Below are 25,312 nucleotides of genomic sequence, written 5' to 3'. Positions count from 1 at the left end.
AACTTCGCCTTTATTGCTTTCTTTTCCTCTTTCTCCTATAATTGACCTTTGTGAAAAATTGAATACACCGCGCGGTTCGAGAACTCCCGCAGTATCAAAACTAGGAGGTTAAAGACGTGTTTAACGTTTACTATGGCATTTTATTTGCTGCCGTGAACTTTATTTTATTCTTAATCTGTTACCGCCTGTTTGGCCGTAATGGGTTATATGTATGGGTTGGAGCAGCTACCATCCTGGCTAACATCCAAGTGGTAAAAACAATTGAGATGTTCGGCCTTGTGATGACACTTGGTAATACTATGTATTCCACAATATACCTTTCTACTGACTTATTGAATGAAAAATACGGACAGAAAGAAGCAAAGAAAGCGGTTTGGTTTGGCTTTTTTACGCTGATCATGACGACGGTGATCATGCAGATGGTACTGCTGTTTGAACCCGCTCAAAGTGATTTCGCACAAAAACCAATGGAGGCTCTGTTTGGATTGATGCCAAGGCTGGCTGCTGCGAGTCTTGCTGCCTATCTGATCAGCCAGTTTATTGACGTCAAGCTGTTTTCCATGCTGAAAAAAGCCTTTCCTGGATACGGACAGCTTTGGATTCGGAACAATGGAAGCACACTTCTGAGTCAGATGATTGATTCTCTGGTGTTTTGCACGATCGCCTTTGCTGGAGTTTATGAATGGAACGTCTGGTTAGAGATTTTCATCACCACCTATTTGCTCAAATTTATTGTTTCAGCAGCATCAACGCCGGTGATTTATATTGCAAGAAGCTTTAAATTTAAGGAGGAAACAAAAAGCGAAGCCTGATCAGGCTTCGCTTTTTTTAACTTTAAGATACACACCTTTCATCGCTTTTTGTAGTGCAGCTCTGTTAAGCTCCTGTATCGTTTCCGAAACGGTTGAAGCTCGGTGCAAGCTGCCTTTATGCATGACAAGCGGATCGATCAAGCGGAGTTTGCTTTTTCTATGTATATCATAGTCGTTTTCATTTTCTTCAACCTGAACTGAATGATTCAACAGTTCCTTGATGCCCTGTCGTATGAAAGGATGCTTGCTAGCTTTTAGTTTCGCGAGGAGACCGTCATCGTCCATTGAAAAGTCAGACAGAGACACGATATTTTCTTTCAGAGCCAATCTCAATATTGACGTTAATTCATCGCAGCTGTATACATTCAGAGGATGAAGGAAGAAATCGATCACTTCCTTATAATAGGTCTCAACAAACCAAGTTGCCTTTTCAATCGATTCAATAAAAAGCCTATCTTCCTTTACCGTAAGAGATTGGAGAAACTCCTGTACTTCCTCGTAAGATATGACGCCGTACGTGTACATATCTCTTAATGTATAATCCAACCGATCGGCACAGAGATCGGGCAGGGGCTGCTCCAATATGAAATAATCACTTTGATGCAGGATTTCTTTGCTGTACCCATATTTTTGCAGGATATCAGGAATCACTGACGAATCGATGGTTCCCTTGAATATTTCCTCGTGGTAATCTTCTTCCTTTTTCTCCAATACATAATCGATGAGATGAGAAAATGCCGTGTGGGACACATCATGTAGAAGTCCTGTAATCTGTTCCTCCGTGGAGCCTCCCAGCCTTCTGATGAGCAGCATAACCCCGAGTGAGTGCTCATAGCGGGTAACGTTCCACTCTGGATTGACAAGATAGCAGGCTCCCCCCTGTCTGACTCCTTTCAGCCTTTGGACGGGGCCGGATTCAATCAGTTCACACAGCACTTTTTCGAGCTTATATTCACCGTAAAGATCGTCTCTATACCGTTGGTTCACCGCCAGCATACCTTCTCCCTTTTTACCTCTACCATACAACAAGAGACAGGAAATTCCCCTGTCTCATTGGGTGCTTATTTTTTTATTTCTTTAATCATGGAGTCCAGCACTGCATTTCTTTCGCCAAGCTTTTGATTGACCTGCTTTTGAATAAGGAGCATCTGATCAAAGTGGGTCTCGATTTTTACTTTGTCTTTCGCTTTCATTGCTGCCTTTAGATTTTTCTTTTCCGCCTTGGCCTTATCCCGAAGACCCTTCATCTCTCGGCAGATCTTTTTCATCTTCTGATGGTGCACCTGCATTTTCGGATTTTGATGCCAGGCACCCTCAGAGTGCAGTCTGAGGATTGTATCTTTTTTTAACAGTGCTTCCTGCTTTAGTTCGTAGTACTGTATTTTGAGCCGGTTTTTCTCATGAAGTTTGTCTTTATATGGGGCAAGCTCTTTCCACATGTGATTTCTATGCATGTGCTGTTTTGGCTGATTGCCGGTGTTTCCTTCTGCGCTGGCATGTACTCCCGAGAACAGCACGATGCTCAGACAGAGGGATTTGGCTAAAATCATCACACGTTTCATGTTGTTTATTCCTCCTTTGATTGGTGATACATCATTAGTGTGAGCCAGCTCACAAGAAAATATAGGAAAAACATTATGTGAAATATCCCATAAATGGCAAACTTACAGATGACGAAGCACTCGATTGACTGTTTCACGCCGAAGGCCGACAAACTGGCCGATCTCTTCCTGTGTCAGCACGTCTTTCACCGACATATCAGGAAAATATTGACGAAACCAGTTTTGCAGCAGAACCACTCGGTCTTTTGTGGCAACAGCGGTCAGCTGGTCGATGCGCTGCTGCATCATCCGCAGTTTGGTCTGCAGAAGCAGCGCTACCTCTCTGTATTTTTCCGGGTTCTCTGAGAGATCGCCGTACCATTCTTTTTCAGGGATAACTTTTACTTCTGCAGGAAGCAGGGCAACAGCAGTTCCATGATAATCCTTTTGGCTGATCAGCGAATGGTGCGGGATGACTTCACCCGGCACAATTAAATTCAGCGGAGAACCGGTTCCATCTTCATGCACTCGAACGACTTTAAGAAGCCCGCTCTTAAGTTCATAGAGCGGACCGCTTTCTCCCTGACGAAACAATACTTCCCCTTTATGTAAAAACACGGTGTTCCACCTCTTTGCACAAGTCTCACTCCACTATAACATGACGACAAAGGTTGAAAAAAGCTGACACAATGATTAATAATCTCTTCCTTTTCCAGAATCCGATATTTCGAGCAAGTCTCCGGGATACGGCTCAAACCAGCTTTGCCGAAGCAGCTCTTCATCATCGAATCGGCAGGCCCAGGACTTGAGCAGTGCCATTACACTGGAAAACGGCTCTTTTTTTTCCGCTACTTTTTCTGTGAGCTCCAGAAAGTATAACTTTTCTTTTTCGTTCAGATCCTTGTCAAAGGCTTTTGCCATTTCCTTTGCTGCATTAATGCTGGAATCATAGCGTGCGGTTCTTAAAAACAGACGGCGAAGCGCTTTTTCATACAGCATGAATAGTACATCAGCAGGGTAATTCTCTTTATTCTTTAATATACGTGTGAGCAATTTTTGCGTCGGCCGGCTGTAGGCAAGGAACAAGTATTTATTTTTATTATGAAAGTCCGTGAGCTTCTGTACTGATCTTTCTCTTTTCAGTTCCCTGTATGCAGCCAGTAAAAAAATTTTGGTGAAGAAACGCTCTCTGATGAGAAAGTTATTAAGGCGCCCTTCATCCTCGACCGCTAAATGAGGATAGATCTTCAGCACTTTACCGCCAAAAAGACCGCTGCTTGAACCAATTGCCGGCCCCTTTTCTGTTGAGGTGTACAGCTTTACCTCCTTTAGCCCACAGGAAGGGGATCTGCTTTTTAAAATAAAGCCATCGATGTGCGGAAGTGAATGCAGATAGTCAACTGAGAACTTCTCCATGTCGCCGGTTACATCTCTGTTCGTTTTCGGCTGCACGAGACGCTGCTCACCATTCTGAAGGACGATCCTGATCGTTTCTCTCGGTGTTCCAAGGCCGATCTCGACCTCTGGACAAACCGGCAGGAAATCCACATGGTTCATTAATTTGCGGATCGTTGGATGATGGATCAAATCCCCATTATAACGGCAATGATCAAATTCTATACACTGGCTGACGACCAGCTTTGGCTTCGCGAACGACTCCATGGCAATTCTCCTTTTACGAATCTCATAAGAGCATTGTGTCCCAATCAAAAAAACCTCATTCTGAAAATAGAAGGAGGTACTGTTCGCTAAAAGTTAGATCGAATAGGTAAGGAAGTTTCCTCGCTTACCGCCCATTTTCTCGTAAAAGCGCTGTGCCCTTCTGTTGTCCTCGGCCGTTTCCCAAAGCATCGACGCGTAACCGTTCTGTTCGGTATATGCTTTACAGGCATGAAACAGCCCTTGAGCTGCAGTTGTGCCCCGGCTGTCCTCTGCCACATACAAATCGTTCATCACGGTGATCTCGGCAGCTCTTGTCGTACTGTATGTAAAATAGAGGGTGGCAAAGCCTTTAAGCTCTCCCTCTTGTTCTGCGACAAACTGAATCCCTCTCTCTCTTTTTAAAAGCACGCAGATCAGCTCATCCAGCTTTCGGTCTTCTGGCTTAGGGCTTTTGTAGAAATCGACGATATACTCCAGCATGAGTATGCGCAGCTGTGCTGCATCTTCCTGTTTCGCCGTTCGAATATGTACTGACATTTCCATTCTCCTTTTCATCACTGATTAAAAGACAGCTCCGAATATCCCCCTATCTCCTCATAGCCGATTTCACGGTAAATTTTATTTGAAGAGGAGTTCGTTTCATCGGTGTAGATCGTACAGAACTTTTTGCCTGATTGCAGGATCTTCCTGCTAAGATCAGCCACACAGGATTTGGCAAACCCTTTCCTCCGATGTTCTGGCGGAGTATATACCATATTGACCGTCATCCCTTGCGGCGTTGGCCTTGTAACCGCCGCCATACTGACTGGCTGGCCGCACTCCCAAAAATAGATTCTCTTATCCTGAATCTTTTGCCGCGCGTCCTCCAGCGCTTCCCTCTCCGTCATCAGGGCACGGGTCTCGCTGGCCATTTCATACAGCCATCTTCCTGCCAGTACACTGTCTTCACGATCTGCCTGACGCATTCTTCCGAGCGAGGGGGTAAAATCAGTGATCTGCTTCAACCGGTACAGCTTCATTCCCATGGAAACACGGTGCGTGCTCCCGGTCTCTCTCAGCCATATTTCAGCAAAAGCACGTCCAAGATTTGATGGTGCAATAAGCTTTGAAATTCCCCAATCCTGCTCGATCATTTTATGGATCAGCAGGGCAAGTGCCTCTTCTTTGCCAAAAATGAACAAAGGGCGCGGCGGGTTCATAAAAGCCGCAAATATCACTTCGCCGCCCTTTCGAATACAGCATAAAAAAGGCGGGTTGTTCCTTGATGCTTTGATCTCAAGTTGAGCAAGGCAGCTGGACGTCATCCATTCCGCCGCTGCTTCATGCTGCATCAAAAAAGCCTCAGTACTCCTGTAAAAGTCTTTGATTTCCCTGAATTGCTCCAGCTCCATTTTTTCACCGCCAAGCTTTCCATTGATTCGCTCTCCCTCCATTAGGGTTCGATAAAAAGAAGAAAATACCTGTTTTTTACGTCTGCTTGAATGTTCCCTATCCGCCAGCATTAAAAGCATATTTTTTGGCATCCATAAAAATCTCTTTATGATGATGACCTACAGGTTAAGCAGGCTCAAATTGGTTCTGGGGTTTCCTCTCTTACAGCTTCTAATCACCTTTTATGCGAACGATGTATACATTGAACTGTACGGGTATGCATCCCGGCCATCTTTAAATACCAACAAGTATGAGGTGAGTACCTTTGAATGATGCCCGATCCTATACGAATCTGTTGATTCAGCAATACCAAAAGAAAAAAGCGACGGTGCAATATCCGCAAATCATAGGGCTCTCCGAAACCGAGACGCAGATTAAGCTGAACAAAGCTATAGAGGATAAGGTATTCAGCCTTATGGCTGAGAATGGAATCAAACGCAAGGATTTAGAGGAGATGTCTGGTTTATTTGAGGTGAAGCTCAATCAAGACGAATGGCTGAGTATTGTGTTCACCAATTATGCTTACTGGACAAATGCGGCCCACGGGCTGACACTCCAAGCGTCCATTACGATGAACGTCAAAACCGGTGTGATTTATGAGCTGGGAGATCTGTTTAAGAAAGGAAGCTATTATAAGACCAGAATTAGCCCTCTCATCAAAAAACAGTTTAAAGAATATCAGTTTCCCCTTATTCAGCCGTATCAAAGTGTAAAAGACACGGATGGCTTTTATTTAACCAAATCAGGCCTCGTCATCTATTATCAAAGCTATGAATATACACCTTACTACGTGGGAATTCCGGAGTTTACGATTCCCTATAACACGATAGCAGCTATCCTCAAACCAGAAGTGCTCATCCGATGATGGTCTTTTTTAAGCGTGTGGTTGATGCGAGTTCGGCCAGCGATACCGCCCCAATCCCAAACATAGCCGTACGCAGCTCAAACTCAATCTGGTTCAGCCTCAAGTGTATAGCTTGTTCATCGTCGACAGCTTCACGTAATAGGGTGCGTCCGAATCCCGCCAGGTTTGCCCCAAGTGACAGTGCTTTTGCAGCATCAACGCCGTTATTCAGCCCGCCGCTTGCGATTAAGGGAACATCTGCTGAATAATTTCTAACATCAAGGAGAGCTTCTGCCGTTGAATATCCCCAATCCTGAAAAGCCTCTGCAGCCCGCTCTCTCATCCGGTCCTTCGATCGATACTTTTCCACTTGTATCCACGAGGTTCCTCCCGCTCCTGCAACATCAATAAACTGCACGCCTGCATCGATTAATTTTTGGGCGGTTTCTCTGTCGATGCCCATTCCAACTTCTTTCACACCAAGGGGGACAGGCATGTTTTTCGCTGCGTCTTCAATTTTTTTCAATAGGTTCGAGAAATTGACGTCTCCTTCCGGCTGGAATATTTCCTGCAAGCCGTTAAGGTGCAGGACAAGCCCGTCTGCCTCTGCAATCTCCACCGCTCTCCTGCATTCTTTTATTCCATATCCATAATTCAGCTGAACGGCTCCGAGGTTAGCGATGATCGGTGCTGAGGGAGCATATTTTCGGATCCGAAATGAGTATGCGGTGCCCTCGTTCTCGATCGCTGCCCGCATTGACCCTAAACCGATGGCCCAGCCATGTGCCTCTGCAGCCAGAGCGAGCGCTTTATTGATTTCATACGCTTGCATTGTTCCGCCTGTCATCGAACTGATCAAAAAGGGTGCCTTTATCGGTTTTCCCAGAAAAACAGAACTCAGGTCGATGTCGGTGAAGTTGATTTCGGGAAGTGCATTATGCTTAAATCTGTAGTTCTCAAAGCCGGTGGTTATGTTATTTCCAGTGACATCCTTGTTTAAGGCAATTTCAATGTGCTCGTTTTTCCGTTTTTCCGTATTATGATAATCGTGACTCACACATTCACCCTCCTATCTGAACACATGCGTCTTCCTAGGCTTCCCCAAAACCTAAAAGAACAAAAGAAAACAGGCAGTGTGGCCGCCTGTTCTATATGGCTTCATTTACTTTTTTTCAAAAAGGGCACAGTACTCGCCATAACCTTCTTTTTCAAGGTCTTCTATTGGAACAAACCGTAATGCCGCAGAATTGATGCAGTAGCGCAGTCCGCCTGCCTCTTTGGGGCCATCATTAAACACATGGCCAAGATGAGAGTCGGCACCGCTGCTTCTCACTTCCGTACGAACCATGAAGTGGCTCAAATCCGTCTTCTCCTTGACTCCCGCTTGGCGTACGGGCTTCGTAAAGCTCGGCCATCCGCAGCTGGAATCAAATTTGTCAAGAGAACTGAACAGAGGCTCTCCAGAAACAATATCAACATAGATGCCTTCTTCTTTATGATCCCAGAACGGATTTTGAAACGGCGGCTCTGTTGCGTCATTTTGTGTGACTTCATATTGGATCGGTGTTAACCTTTGCTTCAGCTCATTCTTGTGAGGCTTGGACTGCCAATGGCTGGTAATGAAATCCTCACGGCCAGATCCGGTACGATAGCGCTTGTAATGAGCCGGATTTTTCTTATGATAATCCTGATGGTACTCTTCAGCTGGATAAAACACAGAGGCTGGCAGAATCTCCGTAACAATGGGTTTCTGAAAGCGTCCGCTTTCGGCTAACTCCTGTTTAGAAGCCTCTGCCCATTCTTTTTGCTCTTCATTATGATAAAAAATAGCGGTGCGGTATGAATCGCCGCGATCATAAAATTGTCCGCCAGGATCCGTCGGATCGATTTGCTGCCAGAAAAGCTGCAATAATTTTTTATACGAAAACAATTCAGGATCAAATGTAATTTGCACCGCTTCATAGTGCCCTGTTGTATCAGAACACACTTCCTCATAGGTCGGATTTTCCGTATGCCCGCCGGTATAGCCGGATACCACACTTAGGATCCCCGGCATTTCTTCAAACGGGGAAACCATGCACCAGAAACACCCTCCCGCAAAAGTCGCAAGCTGCTGATTGTTATGCTGAGTATTCAAAGACCTCACTCCCATTCTTTTGAAAGTCTTAATGTTCTATTCTTCCTATCATAAAACAAGTATGGCACTTAATAAAAAAATAATGCTCAGTTTGAAAAGCTGAAGTGCTGTTTTATGAAAATGATGTGTTTTACAAGTGATCACCGCAAATAAACCATCCGTTTTCGCAAGGAACCTCTTCCCCGCAGCCCAATAACATATCGAACCTTCTCCCTGCCCTCCCTTCCAGCGGTTTAACTTGCACTTAATGGGCAACCTAACTGTAAGAACGACGAAAACGGAGGGAAAATAATGGGTAGAAGAAGTCGAAGGCCGCTAGTGCCAGAAGCGAGGGAAGCACTTGATCAATTAAAGGCCCAGGTGATGAGAGAGGTGGGCTATCAGGTGGACCCGTCAAAGCCTGACAACGTTAAGTTTGAGGTGGCGAAGGATGTTAATGTTCCTCTTCAGAAGGATTATAACGGCCAGCTTACCGCCAAACAGACAGGAACCGTTGGCGGACAGATCGGTGGCCGGATGGTCAGTGAGCTGATCCGGCAGGCGAAGCAGCATCTTAATAAACAGCATTAAAAGGGCTGGCGCACGGCAATCAATCAACTGCCACGCGTCCAGCCTTTTTTTAACATTAACATCAAGGGACGAGTAAAATTCCATCACCAATCGGCCGTTCACCTGTTGCATCGGATGGATCGGTAACGAGCCGGCTTTTGATGACCATGCCTGTCGATCCGCCGCCATCCAAGTTTACAGCATCGACAGCACCCAGTGATTTCATGAGTTGAGCTTCTTCATCAAAATTCATTCCGATGCTGTATCCAGGGCTTCTTCCATCAACCGTGACGAGCAGGACATTCCCATTTGGCTTTATGCCTGCAATCGTTCTTGGATGCCGCCGTTCACCAAAACGATAGTAGAATTCAGGATCGTCGGGCTGATGAAACCCTTCTTTTGCAGCATCTATATCAATCTTTCCGTCCTTCAACAATTGAGGGCCTCCATTGATGATGCCCATTTTTTTATAAGCAGGAATGTATCTGTGACCAGCAAACACCATTTTTTCTATACGAAGCTTTCTTCCGGTGACAGCATGTTCCAGAAGCCAAGCTGCAGATTTGCCCGTTCCTGCAACAACAGAGCCTCCGAACGGAATATCACTGCCCCTTGATTTATGAACAGCCAATACCTTTCCGGTACGATCCGTCACCGCTTCAGCTCCCGGACCTTCTGGAGCTTTTTTACCGAAGATTGAATTATATTGAATCAGTTCGTCCTTATCTGTGCACGTAAAATCATGTTTAGGCAGTGTGGTCTCAAGATCACCAAGGCCTCCGCACCCACGGATGCGTCCTGGATCCCTGTTTAAACCGTCCAGTTGTGCTTTCATGCCATCCGTTCCTTTTACCGTTAACCTTGTACGTACCGAGGAAATTGCCGACCTATTGTCCTTTCCGATAAGCAGGCTCGTTCTTCCCTTTACCGCCTCGCTGATCAGCTCCCCATTAATGACAGAAACTCCAGCCAAATCGCCTTCGGTTCCATCTTGAGGACCCATGACAAAGTATCCTCCATTAATACCGGCAACGGCTTTCTTTTTTGAAGCCATCCCGCTCAATTTTTCTCTGCCTGGCACAATGCCGCTCCCTAAGGAAGGTATCATTTGTCCCGTCCATTTTTCAGGGAATATCTCAAGGACACGAACTGTCCATGGCCCGGAAGCCTTTTCTCCATCTTCAGGTTGATACACGACCTTCGCTTTACTATAGCCTGAAGAAACCAGCTTCTTTTGCTCTGATTTTGCTTCCGTTTCCTTTTGAAAAGGACCGGTACGAACAAGATATCCGAGCGGGCTCCCGCGCAAAGGATCATCCTGCGCCCGTTCGGCCAACGTTTTTATTGATGCGGCATAACCCTTTCCGATGAGTTCTTTCAGAAGCTCATCTGCTTCTTTTTTTGTTTTGGTAAAGGCAGCATCCACCATATATCCCGGATTTGGATCGTTTTCCCCATAAACAGCATGGGTGTATGCGAGGCCCTTCTGCAGCTGTTCCGTATGCTTGATTTTTGGCTTGGAAAAATGATCCTCTGCATGTGCCTCGTAGCCAGGATTCATTAGGCTTATCACTGATATAACCATGAATGCCTGGATACAAGAGGAAAAAATTGATTTATGTTTCAACGCTATACCTCCACTTCTCTTAGTTTCAAAGCAACGATAACCTATCTATATGTGAATGGAGTTACAGCCATTTATAGAAGTTGTAAATGGTTTCTATAGTTTTTATAAACATCTGTTTATACAGGTAAATCAAGCCAAGAGAGTATACAAGGCCGTATCGTGGCAAAATAAATTTTGTAATAGCTGTTTTTTATTGACAAAATAATTCACAAGCATTTATTATATCTCTGTGCATAAATAGTTAGTATGCAAACTATTTACAATACGAACTGTTAAGTTTATTAGAAAGTGGGGACGATCGTGGAATGAATCTGCTCAATAATGAGCTGCTCGATTCCTTTATACAAATACAAAAAGCACTCTATTCGCTAATCAAGAAAGACGCCGACCGGGCCGGGCTAACCGTTGTACAGGTCAAAGCGCTGTACAAGATCCACCGTACACCGGATGTAGGGCTGAGAGAGCTTGCAGGCAGCCTCAAGCTGACAAACAGCACGATGAGCGGAGTGGTAGACCGCCTTGTCGCTCATCAACTTTTGGAAAGACATACCTCTTCCGCCGATCGAAGAGCCATTACATTAAAACTCACCAGAAAAGGCGAAGAAAAGCTGGAGGAAGCAACGGGGACTGATTCTTCCTATACCACTAAAATTATGGAACTGACGGCCATGCCTCAGGAAGATAAGGACCATTTACTTAGAATTCATCATTTAATACTGGACGTTTTGACGGCCAAGGAGGAAAACAAGAAATGAACATGAAACGTTTAGCTTTATTGAACGTGATAATTTTATTAATTTTAATCGGAGGCGGATTTGCAGCTTACTATTACTACAATCAATCCGTGTCTTACATCAAAACTGATAATGCCCAAATCGCAGGCGAGCAGGTAACGATTGCAGCTCCTGCCAATGGCAAATTAACGGATTGGAAGGGATCGATCGGGAAGGAATTTAACAAAGGCGAAGAGATTGGCACTATCTCTGCTGCTCCAGCAGCCGGAACTGCAGCAACCCCTGCCGCTGCAGGCATGTCAAAGGTTAAGATTACTCTGCCAAAGGATGGTACCGTGGTACAGCAGTCCGCAGTGGAAGATTCGTTCGTTACAGCAGGCACACCGCTGGCGCATGTTTATGATTTAAGCGATCTTTGGGTAACCGCGAACGTGAAGGAGACGGATATCAACGATGTAAAAGCGGGACAGGAAGTGGATGTTTACGTTGATTCTTATCCGGACAATTCGCTTTCTGGAAAAGTGAAAAAAATTGGTCTAGCTACGGCCAATACATTTTCTTTATTGCCAAACTCAAACAATACAGCGAACTACACAAAAGTAACCCAAGTTATTCCTGTAAAAATTGAATTAGACAGCTACCAAGGACTTGATATTGTACCTGGAATGAATGTAACCGTACGGATTCACAAGTAGGTGATATGATGTCGATTTATTTTATAGGTTACGCCATCCTATGCATTCTTCTTTTGCTGACCGTCAACTATATGGCCATACGCTCCAAACGAAAAAAACAAGGAGAAGAAAACGAACTCATTTCGGAAAGGGCGACCGGCCATCCGAATGAATCAAACGTTCTTATTGATGAGACGCTTGAGGATACTGCAGTCTCCGAACCTGCACTTGAGTATGTAACTTCTGCCGCTGAGAAGCATGCAGGGGAGCGCTCGCTTCAGCGGACGAAGACCATCAAAAAAGATGAGCCGATTCCTGTCGGCAAAATTCTTACCGTGCTGATGCTCGGTGCTTTTATCGCCATCTTGAACCAAACATTGCTCAATGTTGCCATCCCCCATATCATGAACGATTTAAACGTCTCTGCCAACACCGTGCAATGGATTTCAACCGGTTACATGCTCGTTAACGGTGTATGTATACCGATTACGGCTTATCTCATTGAAAAATTTGGAACGCGCACGTTATTCATTACCGCCATGTTCCTTTTTACAGCAGGAGCCGTGATTTGTTCGTTTTCGGCCTCCTTTGGCATGCTGATGCTCGGAAGGGTTGTTCAAGCTTCAGGGGCTGGAATCATCATGCCTTTGATGATGACCGTATTTCTTACTGTTTTCCCGATTGAAAAACGGGGCCAGGCGATGGGTACCATGGGGATTGCCATGCTGTTTGCCCCAGCCATCGGCCCTACGCTCTCCGGGTATATCGTTGAACATTATTCATGGAGGCTTTTATTTGATATCATCATTCCTTTTGGTGTGGTCGATCTGATCATTGCTTTCGTCTGGATGAAGGATGTGATTAAGAAATCAAGCCCTAAGTTCGATTTTCCGGGGTTCCTTTTCTCTACTTTCGGTTTCGGATTTTTGCTCTACGGTTTCAGTGAGGCCGGAAATAAGGGCTGGACCAGCACGATTGTCATGTCGACGATCCTTATTGGCATTATTTCTCTTGTCGCTTTCACGATTAGAGAGCTTACCACAGATAAACCGATGCTGGACTTGAGAGTCTTTAAGTATGACGTGTTTGCCTTAACGACCGTCATCAGTATGATCATCAACATGGCCATGTTCGCCGCCATGATCCTGCTTCCTATTTACCTGCAGAACATACGGGGATTCACGCCTTTTGAATCAGGGCTCTTATTGCTTCCTGGAGCAATTATCATGGGAATCATGTCTCCTATTTCGGGAGCGCTTTTTGACCGAATCGGCGCAAGGCCACTGGCGATTATAGGATTAATCATCACCGTTATTACAACATGGGCTTTCAGCCGGCTATCGACTGACACAACGTATGGACATATCCTGCTTCTTTATGTTTCCCGTATGTTTGGTATGTCCTTCTTGATGATGACCGTAATGACGGCAGGGATGAACCAGCTGCCTCGGCACTTAAACAGCCATGGTACTGCCACTTCCAATACGATGCGGCAGGTAGCAGGATCGCTCGGTACCGCCTTTCTCGTTACCGTGTTCTCCAACCGCCAGGAGTATCACATGGCTGACTATTCCAATGTAGTAACGAGCGCCAACCCTTACATCGCCGATAAGCTTTCAGCGCTTGGGCAAGGATTGGCTCAAGCGGCAGGATTACCGGCAGGAGCAGGGAGTACACTTGGCATTCAAGTGATTTATGGAACAGCAGCCAAACAGGCAGCCATCGACGGAATCAATGATTCGTTCATGGTCGCCACTGGCATCGCAGTTGTGGCACTCATCCTTTCTTTTTTTATCAAGCGGGTGATCCCACAAAAATAATTAATGGGAGGAAGCTGATAGCTTCCCCCTTTTTATGAAAACGAATGAAAACCCTTACATGACAAGGGGTTCGCTTGCCTGCCTCACGTTAAAAACAACCAAAATCTTGCATTTTCCTCTCTTAAAATTTTTCCATAATTCTTGCCCTGGCATTCCTTCATAGCCTGTTACATCCTTTCACCGGATTAAATCATTCATCCTCTGTTTTCCTTCCTTTCTGGACCATATCCTGACTATCTCGGCATGAGCGGTTGTATCGTTTTTGAAGCTTCGTTATACTCGTATCCGTTGATTATTGAACGGGGTAAACGAGGAAATAAGGAGTGAAAGAGTTGAAATTATCTACTACTAAAAACAAACGAATTGTTGTAAAAATCGGATCAAGTTCCCTGACCAGCAGACACGGAGAAATCAGCCGCCGAAAATTGGAACGGCTGGTCGATGAGATCGTTATGCTTAAAGATGAAGGACATGAAGTACTTCTTGTTTCTTCCGGTGCCGTAGCTGCGGGCTACAGAAAGCTCGGATGCCTGTCCAGACCCACTTCGTTGCCAGAAAAACAGGCTGCAGCATCCATTGGCCAAGGGTTATTGATGGAAGCTTATTCTGAACGTTTCCTGTCCCACGGCTATACGGCTTCACAAATTTTAATTACAAGAAGTGACTTTTCCGACCGGAAAAGGTATAACAACGCACGAAATACAATCAACGTTTTATTGGATCGCGGGATCGTACCCATTATTAATGAAAATGACACCATTACTGTTGAACGGCTGAAGTTTGGTGATAACGACACCCTTTCAGCTAAAGTATCAGGGTTAATGGACGCCGATCAGCTGCTGATCCTTTCTGACATCGATGGATTATATACAGAGGACCCGAGAAGCAATCCAGACGCAAAGCTTTTAGAAGAAGTATATGAGATCACACCAGAAATTGAAGCTTCAGCCGGTGAGTCCGGAAGCGAGGTCGGAACTGGCGGCATGCGTTCCAAGATAGATGCAGCCAAGATTGCGATGGCCTCAGGCATCCCTTCCTTTTTAGGAGACGCGTCCATCCCTCATATTATCTACAATGCGGTTCAGGAGACAGCCAAAGGAACGTACTTTACACCAAAAGACGATTCAGAAAACCTGGATGTCAGAAGACAGTGGATTGCTTTTCATTCCGGTCCTGAAGGAGAAATTATTGTATCGAATGAAGCAAAAGACGAGATTGCAGAACACAAAAGCCTGTATCCTGACGGCATTAAATATGTAGAAGGCTATTTTAAAAAAGGTGCCGTTGTGCGAATTAAAGATTTGGCCGGCTTACAGATCGGCCTAGGTGTCAGCAATTATTCTTCAAGACAGCTGATCAAGATTAAAGGGCATTCCAATGAAGAGATCGCGGACATTATCGATGTTGATCCGCAAGAAGCTATTCATAATGCTGATCTTGTGTGCCACACCCAGTTAGCTGTACCACTATTATCTTAAGGAGGCGTTGGATGAGTATTTTAGAATCTGAAGTTAAAAATAAAACCAATGTAAAAGAGCAGGCGAAGGCCGCACAAAAGGCATCAAAAGAACTTGCCATACTGAATGAAAAGGAAAAGAACGAGGCGCTCTTCATATTAGCTGATGAGCTTGAAGAGCGAGCTTCCTTTATATTAAATGAAAATGAAAAAGACTTGCAGAACGGCAGGAAGAAGGACTTCAGCCAAGCCTTTATGGACAGGCTCTCTCTTACCGAGGAAAGAATTGCAGATTTTGCCAAAGGACTCAGACAAGTAGCTGGCCAGGATGACCCTGTCGGTGAGACTGTCAGTGAATGGACCCTCGACAACGGAATGAGAGTTGAACAAAAACGTGTACCGCTCGGAGTGATTGGCATGATTTACGAAGCACGGCCAAACGTCACTGTGGATGCTACCGGCTTAGCTTTAAAGTCAGGTAATGCAATCGTCTTAAAAGGCGGTTCAAGCGCCATTCATTCCAATAAGGCCATTATCCAGGTCATTCAGCAGGGGCTGGCTAAAACCAGTATTCCTGCTGATGCCGCTCAATTGATTGCGACAACAGATAGAAAAGCCTCAAGTGAGCTTTTTACGATGAAAGAACACATTGACGTACTGATTCCACGCGGAGGCGGTTCATTGATCAATACGGTTGTGAACGAAGCGACGGTTCCTGTTCTTGAAACAGGCGTTGGAAACTGCCATATTTACATTGATAAAGAGGCTGATTTGGAGAAAGCCCTCAATATACTCATTAATGCGAAAACCGACCGTCCTGCGGTCTGCAACGCAGCAGAGACCTTGATCGTTCATAAAGACTGGCTCAATGAGTATCAATTTGTGCTAGAAAACGTGCTGAAGGAACATGGAATTTCCGTTCATGGCGACGAGTTTGCTGTTTCTGCCTTCGCCGATGCTGTTCCAGCTTCCGAAAAGGATTGGGCAGAAGAATTCCTTGACCTTTCTATCGCGATCAAAACCGTAGAGAGCACAGATGAAGCGATTGAACACATCGACCGCTACGGTACAAAGCATTCAGAAGCAATCGTCACAGAAGACGCTGCCACAGCTGAAGTCTTTATGAACCGCATCGATGCAGCTGCCGTGTACCATAACGCGTCTACTCGCTTTACTGACGGCTCTGCGCTGGGCTTTGGCGCTGAAATCGGCATCTCTACCCAAAAGCTTCATGCACGCGGCCCTATGGGCTTACCCGCGCTCACGACGACAAAATACTGCATGACCGGTGACGGACAGATCAGATAATCGGTCGTTCTATAAAAGCATGGCGCGTCTGCGCCATGTTTTTTTATAAGGAAAAGCGTCTTTTTTGTCGTAATTTAACCAAATGAGAGAATAATTGAACGAAAGAAGGAGATAATTGAACCAAAAGGACCAGTAATTGATTCTAAATCAAAATCATTGATTATAAAACACGGCATCAAAGCTTACAAGCTAACTGTATAACTGGAATTTTTTATAGAAAATAGTCCTATTTTCTAAATTTTCTGTAGTATATTTTTGAAAACGTGGTATACTAACTGTAACAAAATGTTCACAAAACAGACTTAACTTCGTCACAATTGCAAACGCTGTCATCTACTTAAGGAGTTGATTGTAATGGATGTGTATGTTGTATATCTATTCGTGGCCACGGCTACTCCGCTATTCCTATGGCACGATCATAGAAAGCTTGCTTTATGGCAGATTCCGTTTATCGCGGTCATGTGGCTCTATGTCGGCCTCTTTTTGGTCGGAGATTTGAATCCACTGGCTCATCTGCTGTTTAATATCGTGTTTGTGGCAAACGTTGTTTTTGCCCATGTTGCCGCTTTCAAAATTTACGCCATACCGTTTATCCAACGTGAAAGAGAAAAACGCAAACTTTTCCGTGAATCTAAATAAGATAAAATAAAAAAGCTCCTTGCAGGAATCCTGCAAGGAGCTTTCTTTGTGATTTCTATGGCAGATCTAGTGATCCATGCCTTCCATATCTTTATCCATCTTATGATCTGAACCATCCATTTCCATCTTGTTATGATCCATTTTATGATGGTCATGCTTTGCATGTCCTGCAGACATTACCCATACACTACCTGCAACGATAACGATCGCGATGAATGCAGCAAACAAGATGTTTCCTGTCTGGGTTTTACCTGTAAGCGAGCTGCTCTTTTCGGAGCTCTCTGTCATATGCATGAACATGAGAAGCTGAAGAGCCGCTTGCAAGAACGCAAAGATAAAGATGATGATAAGAATCGTTTGTTTTGAAAAGCCTGTTTCAAATGTTACCCATAGAGCTAATGCAGTAAGAACGATGGACAGGATATAACCAACCACGTGTTTCCAAGGTATACCGCCATGTTCGTTTGATACAGCTTGATTTTGTGGATTAGCCATTGTGCAACACCATCCCTGTCAAATACACGGCAGTGAAGATGAAGATCCACACAACATCAAGGAAGTGCCAGTATAAACTTGAGATAAAGACCTTCGCTGACGTCTGAGGCGTTAATCCTCGCCTTGCCACCTGTATCAAGATTAAGATAATCCATGCAATACCCATGGTTACGTGAAGTCCGTGCGTTCCTACGATAACGAAGAATCCAGACCAGAACGCGCTTGTTCCTAGTGCTGCGCCTTCATGTACGTAAGTAACAAACTCGTAGATTTCATAGCCCAGGAACCCAGCTCCAAGTGCGAGCGTGATGATCATCCAGACAAATAATCCTGTTCTGTTGCGTTTGCGCATTTCGTGAATCGCAATACCGCAAGTGAAACTGCTGGTCAACAGCAGGAATGTTTCAATCAATACACCTTTAAGTTCAAACAGCTCATGAGGTGTAGGCCCATCTGCAGTTCTGTACATCAGAACGAGATAGGTAGCAAACAACGTAGAGAACAACGCAATTTCCGCCCCAAGGAATATCCAGAAACCGAGGATATTCAAGCGCCCGGTTTCTGATTGATATTCTAAAGGCGTGTTATGATCGTGTACTTCTGCATGTGCCATTGTTCACGCCTCCTTTAAACGGTAATCCGTTCAGTTTCTTTTATTTCATCAACACTTACATAGTAACCTTCATTCTTATCAAATGAGCGGATGATCAAGGTAATGAATACACCGATCAATCCAACGATGCCCATCCAGTACCATTCGAATACTAATCCGAAACCTGCAACGAAGAAGAAGGACGCCATAACGAACGGTACTCCTGAGTTGTCAGGCATGTGAATCGGCTTAATATCAGCCAATTTCGGTGTTACGTCTTTCTTGTCATTGCGGATCGCGACAACTGGATCCAAACCTTCTACAGTTGGAGTTACCGCAAAGTTATAGTGCGGCGGTACGGCAGATGTAGTTGCCCACTCAAGTGTACGTCCAAGGCCCCAAGAGTCACCAGTGTTTTCACGCTCTGAGTAACGGAAGCTGTAGTAGATGTTATAAACAAGGGCCAGGAATCCGATACCCATCACGAACGCTCCTACAGTAGAGACCATATTAAGATCTCCCCAGCCTGATGCTGCGCTGTACGTGTAAACACGGCGCGGCATTCCATCAAGGCCCAGGAAATACTGCGGGAAGAAACATACGTTAAACCCGATCATGAACAACCAGAATACCCATTTACCAATACGTTCATTCAGCTTGTAGCCGAACATTTTCGGATACCAGAATACAAGTCCTGCGAAACACCCAAAGACTGTTCCTGCGATCAATACATAGTGGAAGTGAGAAACTAGGAAGTACGTGTTATGGTACTGGTAGTCAGCTGCAGCCATCGCAAGCATGACACCTGTTACCCCACCGACAACAAAGTTTACGATAAATCCTAGTGCCCAAAGCATTGGTGTCGTAAATGAAATCTTACCTTTGTACATCGTAAACAACCAGTTAAAGATCTTAATACCGGTCGGAATACCGATCAGCATGGTACTGATCGAGAATGCAGTGTTAACTGCTGCACCTGTGCCCATTGTGAAGAAGTGATGGACCCAAACCAGGAAGCTGTATGCTGCGATAAGAACCATCGCCCATACCATCGCTTTGTAACCGAAAAGCACCTTGCGGGCAAATGTACTGATAATTTCTGAGAACATACCGAACGCAGGAAGGATAACGATGTATACTTCCGGGTGGCCCCAAAGCCAGAACAAGTTCGCCCATAGCATATCCATCCCCGCTCCTTGAAGCGTGAAGAAATGAGCTCCGAATAAACGGTCAAATGTCATAAGTGCAAGCGCTACTGTAAGAATAGGGAACGCGAACACGATGATGACCATAGTAATGAGCGCAGACCAAGTGAACATTGGCATTCTGAACAATGTCATGCCTGGTGCTCGCATTTTTAAAATCGTTACCAGGAAGTTAATACCCGTCAACAGGGTACCGATCCCGGATATCTGAAGACCGAGCAAGTAGTAGTTCTGACCCGGACCAGGACTTAACTCATTGCCGGCAAGCGGCATGTAGGCTGTCCAACCGGCAGATGGTGATCCACCGATAACGAACGAGATGTTAAAGAGCATTGCTCCGATAAAGAACGTCCAGAAACTTACGGCGTTCAAATAAGGGAACGCTACGTCACGCGCTCCGATTTGAAGCGGGATAACTACGTTGATCAAACCAATCAAGAACGGCATCGCCATGAAGATGATCATGATCGTACCGTGTGTTGTAAAGATTTCGTTATAGTGCTGGGCATCAAGGAATTTTGCATCCGGTACAGCAAGCTGTGCACGCATGAGCAATGCATCGACACCACCGCGGAATAGCATAAGAACCGCAGAAGCGATGTACATGATTCCTAATTTTTTATGGTCAACGGTAGTGAGCCATTCTTTCCAAAGCCACTGCCATTTTTTAAAATATGTCAGATAAAACAGAAGTCCGATTACTGTTAAACCGATGGAAACGTCCGCACCGTAAATCAGCGGGTCACCGGTAACAAAAAATTCATCCCATTTCATAATTTAGTGCCTCCTCTATTAATGGGAATGAGATTCCCCATGAGAGTCTTGTTCCGGGTTGTTCGCATCTTTTGCTTTTGAACCGTGCGGGTTTTGCGGAACTACTCCTAAGCGTTCACGGGTCTTCACTGCATAGTCTCTATTTTTAGCGTGATCTACCCATTTTAAATGTGTGGATGAGAATGTCATCTTCTTGGCTTCGCCTTGAAGCATTAACTGATCATACTGCTTTTTAGTCAACTCAGGCGCCTTGGTCTTCGTATCTTTTGCCCATTTGTCAAAATCGCTTTGAGAAACAGAATTCACATCAAAAATCTGGTGAGTGAATCCTTCACCATTAAAGTTTGAGTTTCGGCCGGCAAATTTGCCCTTATGATCCGCCTGCAGATAAAGCGTTGTTTCCATACCTGGCATCGCGTACTTTTGGCCACCAAGTTCAGGAATCCAGAATGACGACATGGAATCTGCTGAAGTCAGCTTGAATTCCACCGTCCGGTCTTCCGGGATATTAACGTAGTTGACGGTTTCAATGCCTTGCTTCGGATAAGTGAAAATCCATTTCCAGTCAACTGCCGTCGCCGTAATGACGATAGGTTCTTTATGCGCAGAAGCCTGCGGCGGTTTCTCAAGATCATAAATGGTCTTAATCGTCGGAATAGACAAAGCGATGGTAATAAGTATTGGGATAGCCGTCCAGAGTATTTCTAATTTTTTGCTTCCCTCTTGTTCAGGTTCCCAGTTGGACATATCTTTTCTGTTTTCACGGTATTTAACCACGATCACCGTGAACAAGATATACACTACAAGTAGAATAAGTGCCATGAATCCTATAGAATAAAGAATAAGATCCTTCTGCTGAGCCCCAACAGGTCCTTTCGGATCTAGAACTATATAATTGCTGCAACCGCCCAAGAAAAATACGGACAGCATAAGTCCTAACGCAAAAAACGGTTTTAACCGCTTAAACACTAGGCCCACCTTCCTTCCTGTAAACATATAAGTGAGATTTCTCACTGCATACTTTTAACTTTGTGCTTTCGTTCACAATAATAACAAATTTCCCAGAAAAATAGACCATCTTTTATGAACTGTCATAAGTTCTTCAAGTAAATTTCACGACTTTATCACATATTTATCAAAGAATGTTCATATTTTTGGAATATACTTCATCCTCTGCCAATCACATTTTTATGGATAACGAATTGAAAAAGCCGCCTTGTCGGGCGACTCTTTTTTGCTTTCTAAATTCTGTATTTCCTTTAAATGGGCGGGTTAAACCCAGTTAAGAATTAAAAAATAATAAATGTTTCACATGGAACGTTTATTCTTCATAAATCGACATTTTCCCTTGCCTGTACAGCAGTCACCGCCTTCGCGGTTTTCTGCTCTTCTGATCCGTTCCTCCTGCCCCTGTACGGAGGTTCCGCAGCTTATCATTCGGTTCGGCATGAATCCCATCCTTTTTTCTTTGCGGTTTTTCAAGCTTCAGCTTTTGGATTTTTTCCTTGATTCCTTTTTCGATAAGCTGCAAATGCCTACTGTCCTTTGTCGCCACCATGGTCACGGCAAGCCCTTTATTGCCGGCTCGTCCTGTTCGCCCGATCCGGTGGATATAACTTTCTGTATCCTGAGGAATATCGTAATTAATAACATGTGTTACACCCTCCACATCGAGTCCGCGTGCAGCAACGTCTGTAGCGATGAGATAACGGATCTCCCCTTTACGAAAGGCGTTCATCACCGCTTCCCTTTTAGCCTGCGTGAGGTCGCCATGCAATTCATCTGTCTGAAAGCCTGCTTCTTTTAAAGCCTCATTCAGCTTGCTTACCCGCCTCTTCGTACGGCAAAAAATGATGGCAAGATAAGGACGATGCAGCTCGAGCAAAAGTTTCAAATCTTCCTGCTTCGACCGGTCCGTCGTCTCTATCACCCGCTGTCTTATTTCCTTTAAGGTAATCAGTGTCTTCTTCACCGTGATCTGTTCTGGATGTTTGATGTACTTTCCGGCCAGTTTTACGATTTCCGGGGGCATAGTCGCGGAAAAAAGCATCATCTGACGGCTCTCTGGAGTCTGATGGATAATCTCTTCCACATCCTGCAAAAAACCGATATGCAGCATCTGATCTGCTTCATCCAAAACCAGCATTCTAACCTGTGACAAATCAAGCGTGCCACGTCTGACATGATCCAACAGACGGCCGGGCGTCGCGATGACAACCTGTACTCTTCCTCCAAGTTTGTGCATCTGCTGAATGACATCTTGGCCACCATAAACGGACAGGACTTCAATTCCAATCGCACGGCTCAGCTTTCTCACTTCCTCCGCCACCTGGATGGCTAATTCCCTTGTCGGCGTGACAATAAGCGCTTGTACCGCTCCTTTCCCGCGGTCAATCCGCTGCAGCATCGGAACGGCAAAGGCCATCGTTTTCCCGGTCCCTGTCTGGGATTTAGCAATAACATCTTTACCTTCCAACAGAAGTGGAATCACCTGCTCCTGAATGGCGGTCGGCTGGGTGATCCCATATTCCGCTAACGTTTTCCGAAGCAGAGGATCGACCTGTAAAGCATCAAATCCACCCATAAGCCAGCCTCCTTTCATTTCCTTTGTTAGTGAACATCGCATACTGATGCAGAGAGAGATCCTGGAATCTTTTTCTCCCAATTGGTTTACATGCATCTTTTAAAAAAGAGAGCCGTTTTCACAGGCTCCCTTTTTGTTCCTATTAGTTTGCTACTTTGTTGTTCAGCTTATCATTCAGCCTTAATAGCATATCTTCCGTCATTTTATCCAGATCATAGTCTGCTTTAAAGCTCCATTCGGCTGCAGCTGCAGATGAATCGATAGCATTAGGCCAGCTGTCTGCGATCGCCTGCCTAACTAGGTCCACATCGTAATCCATCGTAAAGGATGGCATCTGCTTTTTGATAGCAGCAGCAATTTGTTCCGGCTCAAAGCTCATCGCAGAAACGTTGAACGAGTTGCGGTGAACCAGTTTTGTCGGATCGGCCTCCATCAAGTTGATGATCGCATTTAACGCATCCGGCATATACATCATATCCATGTAAGTTCCCGCATCGATAAATGAAGTGTATCTGCCTTTACGGACAGCTTCGTAATAAATCTCAACCGCATAATCCGTCGTGCCTCCTCCAGGAGGAGCAACATAAGAGATCAATCCAGGGAATCGCAGCCCGCGGGTATCCACGCCAAATTTGTGGTAGTAATAATCACAAAGCAGTTCACCGGACACTTTGTTGACTCCGTACATGGTCGTTGGGCGCTGGATGGTGTCCTGTGGAGTCTGGTCTTTCGGTGTTGAAGGACCGAACGCTCCAATGGAACTTGGTGTAAAGAACTGGCAGTTCAGCTCTCTTGCTACCTCCAGCGCGTTCACGAGGCCACCCATGTTCAAATTCCACGCCAATAAAGGCTTCGCTTCTGCGGTTGCAGAAAGAAGGGCAGCAAGATGGATCACCGTATCCGCATTATATTTTTTGGCGATGCCGGCCATCGACTGCGCATCGGTTACATCAAGAATTTCAAAAGGTCCTGATTGAACGACCGGGCTGTCTGTTTTACGGATATCGGTCGCAATGACATGATCCGCTCCATATATATCACGGGCTTTCATGACCAACTCTGAACCAATCTGCCCGAGCGCTCCAGTAATTAATATCTTTTTCATGCTACATCCTCCAAATCTATACCGGCTCCATTATTAAGAGATGATTCCCATTTCCTTGCCGACCTTCTCGTAGATGGCAAGAGCCTGATCAAGCATTTCCTTTGTATGGGCCGCTGTCGGCATGTTTCTCACACGGCCAGTGCCTCTTGGTACCGTTGGGAAGACGATGGATTTTGCATAAACGCCTTCTTCATTCAGCTTTTTGCTGAACTCCTGGGTTTTTACTTCATCACCTACGATAACAGGTGTAATTGGTGTTTCACTGTTTCCGATATCATAGCCCAGCTTCTCCAAGCCTTGTTTCAAATACTTGCTGTTGTCCCATAGTTTTTCCTGAAGCTCTGTGCTTGATGTTAAGATTTCAATGGCCTTCGTACAAGCCGCTACATCTCCTGGAGTCAGTGAAGTAGAGAACAAGAACGGACGGCTTCTGACTTTGAGCCAATCGATCAAGTCTTTTTTGCCGGCCACATAACCGCCGACCACACCAATCGCTTTAGAAAGCGTACCGATTTGGAAATCCACTTTATCAGATAAACCAAAATGCTTCACAGTTCCTGCACCGTTGCCGAGTACGCCAGAGCCGTGTGCATCGTCAACGTAAGTGATAAGGTCGAACTCTTCTGCGATTTCTACGATCTCCGGAAGCTTGGCAATGTCTCCGTCCATGGAGAAAACACCATCTGTGATGACCATGATCTTGTTATAAAGTCCAGATTCCTTCGCTTCCTTCGCTTTTGCACGAAGGTCTTCCATGTCAGAGTGGTTGACACGGATAATTTTCGCTTTGGAAAGTCTGCAGCCGTCAATGATGGACGCATGGTTCAGCTCATCCGAAAGAATCGCATCGTTTTTATCCATGACAGCCGAGATGGCAGCCATGTTGCAGTTAAAACCAGATTGATAGGCGATTGCTGCCTCTGTATGTTTGAACTCCGCTAATTTTTCTTCAAGTCTTACATGGAGGTCAAGCGTTCCGTTTATGGTACGCACAGCCCCTGCACCAACACCATATTCATCAATCGCCTGTTTGGCAGCTTGCTTCAGGCGCTCATCTGTTGCTAGACCAAGATAGTTGTTGGAAGAAAGGTTGATCAATTCCTTGCCGCTTACTTTGATCTTCGGACCGTTCGCGCTTTGCAGCGGGTCAATCACGTTATACAGACCTTTTTCTATTAAATCACCCAAATTTTCTTGCAAAAAGCGATCCAGTACATTACTTGACATACAAACTCTCCTTTCAATTTTGAAAATGTTATGTGAGTCTGAACAAATGTACGCGTGAAAAAAACACAAAAATTCAGAAATAATTCAATGTTAATA

Annotated in this window: 25 protein-coding genes; 9 read left to right on the top strand and 16 right to left on the bottom strand. The window is 45.0% G+C overall.

Features of this window, described 5'->3' with window-relative positions:
- Positions 1-116: 116 nt before the first annotated feature.
- Positions 117-812 (top strand): queuosine precursor transporter, encoded by a 696-nt coding sequence (locus QYF49_RS00435; RefSeq protein ID WP_290397671.1) that lies wholly within the window; start codon positions 117-119, stop codon positions 810-812.
- Here QYF49_RS00435 and QYF49_RS00430 read toward each other — a convergent pair whose 3' ends face one another.
- The 6 genes from QYF49_RS00430 to QYF49_RS00405 all read right to left on the bottom strand — a co-directional run bounded on the left by QYF49_RS00430 (position 813) and on the right by QYF49_RS00405 (position 5,538).
- A complete protein-coding gene (locus tag QYF49_RS00430) occupies positions 813-1,808 on the bottom strand; it encodes an HD domain-containing protein (protein ID WP_290399004.1) in 996 nt (331 codons plus the stop codon). It abuts the gene before it with no gap.
- 65 nt (positions 1,809-1,873) lie between these two features.
- Positions 1,874-2,374 (bottom strand): hypothetical protein, encoded by a 501-nt coding sequence (locus QYF49_RS00425; protein ID WP_290397670.1) that lies wholly within the window; start codon positions 2,372-2,374, stop codon positions 1,874-1,876.
- A 102-nt stretch (positions 2,375-2,476) separates the two neighbouring features.
- Complete coding sequence (locus QYF49_RS00420) at positions 2,477-2,971, bottom strand: Crp/Fnr family transcriptional regulator (protein ID WP_290397669.1); 495 nt, start codon at positions 2,969-2,971, stop codon at positions 2,477-2,479.
- A gap of 75 nt (positions 2,972-3,046) precedes the next feature.
- A complete protein-coding gene (locus QYF49_RS00415; protein WP_290397668.1) occupies positions 3,047-4,015 on the bottom strand; it encodes a YbgA family protein in 969 nt (322 codons plus the stop codon).
- A gap of 93 nt (positions 4,016-4,108) precedes the next feature.
- Complete coding sequence (locus QYF49_RS00410) at positions 4,109-4,552, bottom strand: GNAT family N-acetyltransferase (protein ID WP_290397667.1); 444 nt, start codon at positions 4,550-4,552, stop codon at positions 4,109-4,111.
- A 17-nt stretch (positions 4,553-4,569) separates the two neighbouring features.
- Positions 4,570-5,538: a GNAT family N-acetyltransferase gene (locus QYF49_RS00405; RefSeq protein WP_290397666.1), complete on the bottom strand. Its 969-nt coding sequence runs from the start codon at positions 5,536-5,538 to the stop codon at positions 4,570-4,572.
- A gap of 173 nt (positions 5,539-5,711) precedes the next feature.
- On the opposite strand from QYF49_RS00405, the gene QYF49_RS00400 reads away from it, so the two are divergent.
- Entirely contained in the window at positions 5,712-6,311 is a 600-nt protein-coding gene (locus QYF49_RS00400; RefSeq protein WP_290397665.1) for a DUF3298 and DUF4163 domain-containing protein, read from the top strand.
- Here the strand turns inward: QYF49_RS00400 and fni are convergent.
- Both fni and msrA read right to left on the bottom strand, forming a co-directional pair.
- The gene (gene fni, locus QYF49_RS00395) at positions 6,301-7,347 is read right to left on the bottom strand and encodes a type 2 isopentenyl-diphosphate Delta-isomerase (protein WP_290397664.1); all 1,047 of its coding nucleotides are present in this window, start codon (positions 7,345-7,347) and stop codon (positions 6,301-6,303) included. The two genes, QYF49_RS00400 and fni, sit on opposite strands and share 11 nt — an antisense overlap.
- 105 nt (positions 7,348-7,452) lie before the next feature.
- Complete coding sequence (msrA, locus tag QYF49_RS00390; protein ID WP_290397663.1) at positions 7,453-8,427, bottom strand: peptide-methionine (S)-S-oxide reductase MsrA; 975 nt, start codon at positions 8,425-8,427, stop codon at positions 7,453-7,455.
- Positions 8,428-8,718: 291 nt separating this feature from the next.
- Between msrA and QYF49_RS00385 the strand changes: the two genes are divergently transcribed.
- The gene (locus QYF49_RS00385) at positions 8,719-8,997 is read left to right on the top strand and encodes an alpha/beta-type small acid-soluble spore protein (RefSeq protein ID WP_290397662.1); all 279 of its coding nucleotides are present in this window, start codon (positions 8,719-8,721) and stop codon (positions 8,995-8,997) included.
- A gap of 61 nt (positions 8,998-9,058) precedes the next feature.
- Here QYF49_RS00385 and QYF49_RS00380 read toward each other — a convergent pair whose 3' ends face one another.
- Positions 9,059-10,603: a phosphodiester glycosidase family protein gene (locus tag QYF49_RS00380; protein ID WP_290397661.1), complete on the bottom strand. Its 1,545-nt coding sequence runs from the start codon at positions 10,601-10,603 to the stop codon at positions 9,059-9,061.
- A gap of 305 nt (positions 10,604-10,908) precedes the next feature.
- Here QYF49_RS00380 and QYF49_RS00375 point away from each other — a divergent pair, with 305 nt between their 5' ends.
- From QYF49_RS00375 to QYF49_RS00350, 6 genes are all read left to right on the top strand, one after another.
- Positions 10,909-11,358 (top strand): MarR family winged helix-turn-helix transcriptional regulator, encoded by a 450-nt coding sequence (locus tag QYF49_RS00375; RefSeq protein WP_290397660.1) that lies wholly within the window; start codon positions 10,909-10,911, stop codon positions 11,356-11,358.
- Entirely contained in the window at positions 11,355-12,032 is a 678-nt protein-coding gene (locus tag QYF49_RS00370; protein ID WP_290397659.1) for an HlyD family secretion protein, read from the top strand. Before QYF49_RS00375 ends, QYF49_RS00370 begins: the two co-directional genes overlap by 4 nt.
- 8 nt (positions 12,033-12,040) lie before the next feature.
- The gene (locus QYF49_RS00365) at positions 12,041-13,831 is read left to right on the top strand and encodes a DHA2 family efflux MFS transporter permease subunit (RefSeq protein ID WP_290399003.1); all 1,791 of its coding nucleotides are present in this window, start codon (positions 12,041-12,043) and stop codon (positions 13,829-13,831) included.
- Between the two features lie 332 nt (positions 13,832-14,163).
- Positions 14,164-15,309 (top strand): glutamate 5-kinase, encoded by a 1,146-nt coding sequence (gene proB, locus QYF49_RS00360; RefSeq protein WP_354005781.1) that lies wholly within the window; start codon positions 14,164-14,166, stop codon positions 15,307-15,309.
- Between the two features lie 11 nt (positions 15,310-15,320).
- Positions 15,321-16,595: a glutamate-5-semialdehyde dehydrogenase gene (locus QYF49_RS00355; protein WP_290397657.1), complete on the top strand. Its 1,275-nt coding sequence runs from the start codon at positions 15,321-15,323 to the stop codon at positions 16,593-16,595.
- A gap of 354 nt (positions 16,596-16,949) precedes the next feature.
- Entirely contained in the window at positions 16,950-17,234 is a 285-nt protein-coding gene (locus tag QYF49_RS00350) for a spore morphogenesis/germination protein YwcE (protein ID WP_290397656.1), read from the top strand.
- Between the two features lie 66 nt (positions 17,235-17,300).
- On the opposite strand, the gene qoxD is transcribed toward QYF49_RS00350, so the two are convergent.
- From qoxD to QYF49_RS00315, 7 genes are all read right to left on the bottom strand, one after another.
- A complete protein-coding gene (qoxD, locus tag QYF49_RS00345; RefSeq protein WP_290397655.1) occupies positions 17,301-17,729 on the bottom strand; it encodes a cytochrome aa3 quinol oxidase subunit IV in 429 nt (142 codons plus the stop codon).
- Complete coding sequence (qoxC, locus tag QYF49_RS00340) at positions 17,722-18,342, bottom strand: cytochrome aa3 quinol oxidase subunit III (RefSeq protein ID WP_290397654.1); 621 nt, start codon at positions 18,340-18,342, stop codon at positions 17,722-17,724. Before qoxC ends, qoxD begins: the two co-directional genes overlap by 8 nt.
- 14 nt (positions 18,343-18,356) lie before the next feature.
- Positions 18,357-20,300, bottom strand: a complete 1,944-nt coding sequence (qoxB, locus tag QYF49_RS00335) for a cytochrome aa3 quinol oxidase subunit I (RefSeq protein ID WP_290397653.1) — start codon at positions 20,298-20,300, stop codon at positions 18,357-18,359.
- A gap of 18 nt (positions 20,301-20,318) precedes the next feature.
- Entirely contained in the window at positions 20,319-21,269 is a 951-nt protein-coding gene (gene qoxA, locus QYF49_RS00330; RefSeq protein WP_290397652.1) for a cytochrome aa3 quinol oxidase subunit II, read from the bottom strand.
- A gap of 394 nt (positions 21,270-21,663) precedes the next feature.
- Positions 21,664-22,884 carry a DEAD/DEAH box helicase gene (locus QYF49_RS00325; RefSeq protein ID WP_290397651.1) on the bottom strand — a complete coding sequence of 407 codons (1,221 nt, stop codon included), beginning with the start codon at positions 22,882-22,884 and terminating at the stop codon, positions 21,664-21,666.
- 142 nt (positions 22,885-23,026) lie between these two features.
- Positions 23,027-23,989, bottom strand: coding sequence for an L-threonine 3-dehydrogenase (locus QYF49_RS00320; RefSeq protein ID WP_290397650.1), 963 nt, complete (start codon positions 23,987-23,989; stop codon positions 23,027-23,029).
- A gap of 33 nt (positions 23,990-24,022) precedes the next feature.
- Positions 24,023-25,216: a glycine C-acetyltransferase gene (locus tag QYF49_RS00315; protein WP_290397649.1), complete on the bottom strand. Its 1,194-nt coding sequence runs from the start codon at positions 25,214-25,216 to the stop codon at positions 24,023-24,025.
- Between the last annotated feature and the right edge of the window lie 96 nt (positions 25,217-25,312).

The sequence above is a fragment of the Fictibacillus terranigra genome (assembly GCF_030412265.1).
Taxonomy (GTDB): Bacteria; Bacillota; Bacilli; order Bacillales; family Fictibacillaceae; genus Fictibacillus_C; species Fictibacillus_C terrinigri.
This window is presented reverse-complemented; position numbering and strand designations above follow the sequence as displayed.